The organism is Caballeronia choica (assembly GCF_001544535.1).
In the GTDB taxonomy this organism is placed as follows: Bacteria; Pseudomonadota; Gammaproteobacteria; order Burkholderiales; family Burkholderiaceae; genus Caballeronia; species Caballeronia choica.
Genome location: NZ_FCON02000269.1, coordinates 1 through 6,085 on the forward strand (window position 1 = coordinate 1; position 6,085 = coordinate 6,085).

Genomic DNA, 6,085 nt, shown 5'->3' on the forward strand with positions numbered 1-6,085 from the left:
GGCTAGCGGGGCATGGCAAGGATTGGCGTTGGAAAGCTGCTTTCTTTGCTTACTTTCTTTGCAGCAGCAAAGAAAGTGAGTCCCGCCCCGGACAGGGGCAGAGCAAATAGACCGCAAAGAAAACAAGTTCCATGGAAGCGCAAAAACATCAAACGGTGTAACTCAAACCCCACCTCAACCCGAGCGCCAGCGACCACCCCCGGACTGAGTGCATCAAACGGTGTAACCCAAACCCCATCCCACCCCGAGCGCCAGCGACCACCCCCGGACTGAGCGCATCAAACGGTGTAACCCCAAAAGGAGCCTCAACGATGGCGATCTACCACGACACGGTAAAACCCGAATGGGTCGACTACAACGGCCACCTCCGCGATGCGTTCTACATGCTCATCTACAGCCTGGCAACCGACGCATTCATGGACAGCATCGGCCTCGACGACGCCACGCGCCGCGCGCGTCATCGCACGATGTACACGCTGGAGGCGCATGTGAACTTCCTGCGCGAAATCAAGGAAGGCGCGCAGGTCCGCATCGAGGCACAAGTGCTGGCGCGCGATGCGAAGCGCGTCCACCTGTACCTGGAAATGTTCGAGGGCGATTCAAGGGAGCCAGTATCGGCGAGCGAACAGATGCTGCTGCACATCGATACCACCGGCGACCCGAAAGCCGCTCCGTTCGATGCAGACATCGCCGAACGCATCGCGGCTTCGTCCAGCGACGCACCCCGGGCACGCTATGCGGGCCGCGTGATCGGCCTGCCCGCGCGATCTTCGGCGGCAACCGATCCCGCCTGAGCGCGCCACGTCCGCAGCAACAGCGCATTGGTCACGACGCTCACGCTCGAGAACGCCATCGCGGCGCCCGCGAGCATCGGATCGAGCAGGCCGAACGCCGCAAGCGGAATGCCGATCAGGTTGTAGACGAACGCCCAGAAGAGGTTCTGCTGGATTTTCCGGTACGTGCGCCGCGAAATGTCGATCGCATCCGCGACCAGCGCCGGATCGCCGCGCATCAGCGTGATGCCGGCCGCTTCGATCGCCACGTCGGTGCCGCTCGCCATCGCAATGCCGATGTCGGCGGCCGCGAGCGCCGGGGCGTCGTTGATGCCGTCGCCGGCCATCGCGACCACGCCCTGCGTCGATGCCTTCAATTGCTCGATGACGCGCGCCTTGTCGGCGGGCAGGACCTGCGCGTGGACATCGTCCGCCGCGATGCCAAGCGCTCGCGCGACGCTCGCCGCGCTGCCCGCATTGTCGCCAGTGACGAGCACGCTTTGCACGCCCATCGAGGCGAGTCGCGCAATGGCGTCGCGGGCCGTGGGCTTAACGGTGTCGCCGAAGGCGATCAGCGCGAGAACGCGGGCCGCGTTGGCGTCTTCCGTCGCGGGGCGGGTTGAGTTTGCGTTTGCCGCAGCAGCGTGGCTTCCGGTCCTGTGGGCTGCGTCGTTGCTCATGTCGCCGCCAAATGCGACGTTCGCTTGCCCATCCCGGCGGCCCATCGCGACCAGCCATGAAACCGTATTGCCTTGCGCTTCGAGTTCGTGCGCTCGCGCGGCGAGACTGTGCGGCACGTCCACGTTCATTTCGCCGAGCCAGCGCGCGCTGCCGATAGCGAGCCTTTGCGCACCGACACCATCGCCATCGCCATCGCCAACGCCAACGCCAACGCCAACGCCAACGCCAACGCCAACGCCAACGCCAACGCCGGCCGCCAACACCCCCATCGTCACCCTCGCCTCAACCCCCCGCCCCGGCACCGCCTGCGCCGCGCTGGCCTCGAATCGCGCGACGCCCGCCTGATCCGCCGCAGCGACGACCGCCCGCGCCAGCGGATGATCGCTCATGCGCTGCACGGCGGCCGCAAGCCCGAGCGCTTCGTCGCGATCGACTCCCGGCGCGGTTTCGAACGCCGTCACCGCCGGACGGCCGACCGTCAGCGTGCCGGTCTTGTCGAACGCGACGACCTTGATCCGGTGCGCGAGTTCGAGCGCCTCGGCGTCCTTGATCAGCACGCCGTGCCGCGCCGCGACGCCCGTCCCCGCCATGATCGCGGCGGGCGTGGCGAGTCCGAGCGCGCACGGGCATGCGATCACGAGCACCGCCACCGCATTCAGCACGGCCGTCTCGACGCTCGCGCCGTGGATGAACCAGCCGGCCAGCGTCACGAGCGCGATCGCGAGAATCGCCGGCACGAACACCGCGGACACCCGATCCACCAGCCGCTGGATCGGCGCCTTTTCCGCCTGCGCCGATTCGACCAGCCGGATGATCCGGGCGAGCGTCGTTTCGGCGCCGATTGCCATCGTCTCGATCGCGATCACGCCTTCGCCGTTGATCGAACCGGCCGTCGCCCGCGCGCCCGGTTCCTTCGCGACCGGCAGGCTCTCGCCGGTGATCAGCGACTCGTCGATGTGCGTGCGGCCTTCCCGCACCACGCCATCGACCGGCACGCGTTCGCCCGGCCGCACGATCGCGATATCGCCGACGCGCACGGCCGCGAGCGCGATCTCGCGCTCGCCCGAGGCGTCGCGCACGCGCGCGCGGTCGGGGCGCAGGGCGTTCAGCGCGCGGATCGCGTCGGTGGTTTGCCGCTTCGCGCGCGCTTCCAGCCACTTGCCGAAGCGCACGAGCGTGATGACGACCGCCGCCGCCTCGAAGTACAAGTGCATCGAAGCGCCGGGATGGGCGAGCATCTGATAGACGCTCAAGCCCCACGCCGCGGACGTTCCGAGCGCGACGAGCAAATCCATGTTGCCCGCTTTCGCCCGCAGCGCGTGCCACGCGCCGACGTAAAAGCGTGCGCCGAACACGAACTGCACGACGCTCGCGAGGGCGAGTTGGAGCCAGGCGTCGAGCGCAAATGTGGGGCCGAGCATCGGCAAGACGAGCGGCAGCGTGAAGAGCGCGGAGACGCTCACCGCGACGAGTTCGCCCTGGCGCGAGGGCGGGGCCGCGGCCGGCGGCGCTTCCGGCACGATGGGCGTGGCTTCGTAGCCCGCCTTGGTGATCGCGGCGATGAGTTGGTCGTCGGTGACGGACGGGTTGGCGTGGACGGTCGCCTTTTCGGTCGCGAGATTGACGGACACGCGCTCGACGCCCGGCACGCGCGTCAGAACCTTCTCGACACGCGCGACGCACGACGCGCACGTCATCCCGCCGACAGCGAATTCGGCGGTTTTCGATGAAGCTGGTGCACTGGACATGACACAACACTCCCGGTCTGGCTGGGGGCAACGAAAAAATCCGAAGAGCCCCGACAGACACAGTATTGACCTTCCAATGCTTGGAAGGTCAAGCATGCCCTTATTTGGGAAGCGGCGGCGCGGTGAGGATCGCGTCGGCGAGGGCGTCGGCTGCGTCGTTGCCACGCCGGCGCAGGCCGTCGGCCGCGCCGCGCCGGTCTGCGTCGGTCTTGTTCTGCGAGAGCTTCGCCTTGCCGACCAGCCGCGTCACCTCGATCTCGATGCCGACGATCGCCGCCAGCATCTGGTCGATGTAGTCGCGCGGCGCGTCGCCCATTTTCCAGGGCGCCGGTTCGCCGGCTTCCATCCGCCGCGTGAGCCGCGCGACAAAGCCGCGCACGAACGCTTCGTCGTCGCGCACGGTGATCCGGCCGTGCGCGTGCACCACCAGATAGTTGTAAGTGGGAACCTGCCGGTGCGCCTCGTGCTTGCTCGGATACCAGTTCGGCGAGATATAGCCCGTCGGACCCTGGAAAATCACCAGCACGTCCTGCTGAGCCTGAACTTCCTGCCAGACCGGATTCGCCCGCGCGACATGCGCCCGCAGCGTGCCGTGCGCGCCTGCGGACGCATCGAATTCGAACGGGACATGATTCGCATCAAGGCCGTTTGGCCCGGATATGACGAGCGCACCGAGCGGGTGAGCGGCAATCAACGCATGGAGTGCCTCGGGGCGGTTTTCTTCAAAATGGGCGGGAAGGTACATCGGCGGCTCGAATATCGGGATGAACGAGCATTCATGGTACGCGACGCGGGCGGGTGTCGAAAGCCTGGCGCCCGAGCCGTTCACGAGCCATGAGGAGCCCTTGCGCGGCCAGACGCACCCGCGATGCAACGCGCTTCTTGCCTATCCTTGACAGATAAGATAAAACCCGGATGCCAAGACAGAAAAACAGCGCGGCGCCGAGGAGCGGGCAGGGGACGAGGCAAGCGTACGAGGCGTCGCGGCGAACGGACACAAAGCAGAAAAACCGGATTCGAACTCGAATGAAAACCAATCGACGCTGGGCAGTCCCGTTGCATTCGGCCATGTGGATGGCGGCGGGCTTGAGCGCAGCCGTGCTGCTCGCCGGCTGCGCCTCGAAGGCGCCGCAACCGAAGACCAGTGGCGGCTGGCTGAAGGATCAGGTCGCCGACGCCTACACGTTCGGTTTCCCGCTCGTGGCGTCCGATATCGCGCGCGAACGGGCGGCGGGCGGCGACGCAAACCGTCCCGGCCAGGCGCCGCTCAACACGCTGCGCCACGCGACGGCGCTGCCGCCGGTCGGCGCGCCGGGCACGCCGAGCGTCGATACGCTCGAATCGACCGCGTGGCTCGACGTCGCGAGCGACCCGGTGATCGTGTCGCTGCCGGCCGCGCCGCGCGGCCGCTACTACGACGCCCGCGCGTTCGACGCGTGGACCGACGTCCTCTATTCGAGCGCCGAGCGCGCACCGTTCCCGAAGGCGCAGACGATCGCGTTCGTGCCGGCGGGCTGGAAGGGCAATTTGCCGGCGGGCGCGCTGCGTATCGAATCGACGACGCGTTATGTGTGGCTCTCGATTCGCGTGCGCGTGAACGGTCAGCGCGACGTGCGCGAAGCGCGCAAGGTCCAGACGGCGATGCAGGTCGAAACGCTATCGGGCGCCCAGCGCGCGGTTGCGGCGGCTGATTCGACGCCCGCCGCGACCGGCGCCTGGCCCGGCACGACCGCCACCGTGAACGCCAACGCCGCCGCCACGGCCGAGCGCTCCGCGACGCCCGCCAGCGCCATGTCGCCGGCCGAGCAGGCGGAGTCGCTCGATGCCAATGCGTTCTTCGCGCGCCTCGCGCGGGCGCTCGACGACAACCCGCCGTCCGCCGACGACGCCCACGCGATGAGCCAGCTTGCCGATCTCGGCGTGGTGCCCGGCGAGCCGGTGCAATTCCGCAAGAGCGACGCGGGACTGCTCAGCACCGGCGTGGCCGACGGCCGCGAGCGGCTCGCGACGGTGCCGTCGAACGCGCTGACGAAAAACGGCTGGACCTGGTTTGGCGACGGCGTCGGCAATTACGGCTCCGATTACACCTTGCGCGCCTACCTCGCCCGCCGCCAGCCGGGCACCGCGACCAAGGAAAGCGAAGTGAGGCCGGTCGCGCGCGTCGACAGCGACGGTCATCCGCTCAACGGCGCGAATACTTACGTGGTGCATTTCGCGCCGAATCAAGTGCCGCCGGTGCGCGGGTTCTGGACGCTTACCACTTATACGAAGGACGGCGCGCTCGCCGATGACAAGGTGTCGCGGCTGTCGGTGTCGGATCATGACAAGCTGAAGAAGAATCGCGACGGTTCGTTCGACGTGATCGTTTCGGGAGCGTCGCCGGGGAAGGCGCGGGTTTCGAACTGGCTGCCGGCGCCGGGGGGGGATTTCCAGCTTGTGATGCGTCTGTATGCGCCGAAGCCGCAAGCCGCCGATGGGAGTTGGGCGCCGCCGGCGGTTCAGCGGCAATAGTAGTAGGGGGCTGGCGCTGGCGCTTGGGGGTGGGGTGTTTACGCCGTTTGATGTTTTTGCGCTTCTATGGAACTTGTTTTGTTTTTGGTTTATTAGCTCTGCCCCTGTCCGGGGCGGGACTTACTTTCTTTGCTGCTGCAAAGAAAGTAAGCAAAGAAAGCAGCTTCCCACCGCCAATGCTTGCCATGCCCCGCTAGCCCGTTCCCTCGAAGTGGTCCAACCGGGGGAGTGTCGTTAGCGGGGTTTAATCGTTGTTGGCATGTAGAAAAGGCGCGCACGTCGCACCGCTACACGGAGTGGACCAGCAGTCATTCATCCGGCTTCGCGCTACGCGCTCACCCGTCAGGCAAACTGAAACCCGAAACCCATCGC

At 66.9% G+C, this 6,085-nt stretch carries 4 protein-coding genes; 2 read left to right on the forward strand and 2 right to left on the reverse strand.

The window, feature by feature from the left end; translation table 11 throughout:
• Positions 1-311: 311 nt before the first annotated feature.
• On the forward strand, positions 312-794 hold the full coding sequence (locus tag AWB68_RS41965; RefSeq protein ID WP_087650036.1) for a thioesterase family protein: 483 nt from the start codon (positions 312-314) through the stop codon (positions 792-794).
• Here AWB68_RS41965 and AWB68_RS41970 read toward each other — a convergent pair.
• Complete coding sequence (locus AWB68_RS41970) at positions 734-3,202, reverse strand: heavy metal translocating P-type ATPase (protein ID WP_235028808.1); 2,469 nt, start codon at positions 3,200-3,202, stop codon at positions 734-736. The genes AWB68_RS41965 and AWB68_RS41970 overlap by 61 nt on opposite strands.
• Positions 3,203-3,302: 100 nt before the next feature.
• Positions 3,303-3,947: an FMN-binding negative transcriptional regulator gene (locus tag AWB68_RS41975; RefSeq protein WP_087650039.1), complete on the reverse strand. Its 645-nt coding sequence runs from the start codon at positions 3,945-3,947 to the stop codon at positions 3,303-3,305.
• A 281-nt stretch (positions 3,948-4,228) separates the two neighbouring features.
• Here AWB68_RS41975 and AWB68_RS41980 point away from each other — a divergent pair, with 281 nt between their 5' ends.
• Entirely contained in the window at positions 4,229-5,713 is a 1,485-nt protein-coding gene (locus AWB68_RS41980) for a DUF1254 domain-containing protein (RefSeq protein ID WP_087650038.1), read from the forward strand.
• The last annotated feature ends 372 nt before the right edge of the window (positions 5,714-6,085 follow it).

Coding starts and splice junctions, on each gene's coding strand:
- AWB68_RS41965 (WP_087650036.1), top strand. CDS start 312: ATGGCGATCTACCACGACACGGTAAAACCCGAATGGGTCGACTACAAC.
- AWB68_RS41970 (WP_235028808.1), bottom strand. CDS start 3,202: ATGTCCAGTGCACCAGCTTCATCGAAAACCGCCGAATTCGCTGTCGGC.
- AWB68_RS41975 (WP_087650039.1), bottom strand. CDS start 3,947: ATGTACCTTCCCGCCCATTTTGAAGAAAACCGCCCCGAGGCACTCCAT.
- AWB68_RS41980 (WP_087650038.1), top strand. CDS start 4,229: ATGAAAACCAATCGACGCTGGGCAGTCCCGTTGCATTCGGCCATGTGG.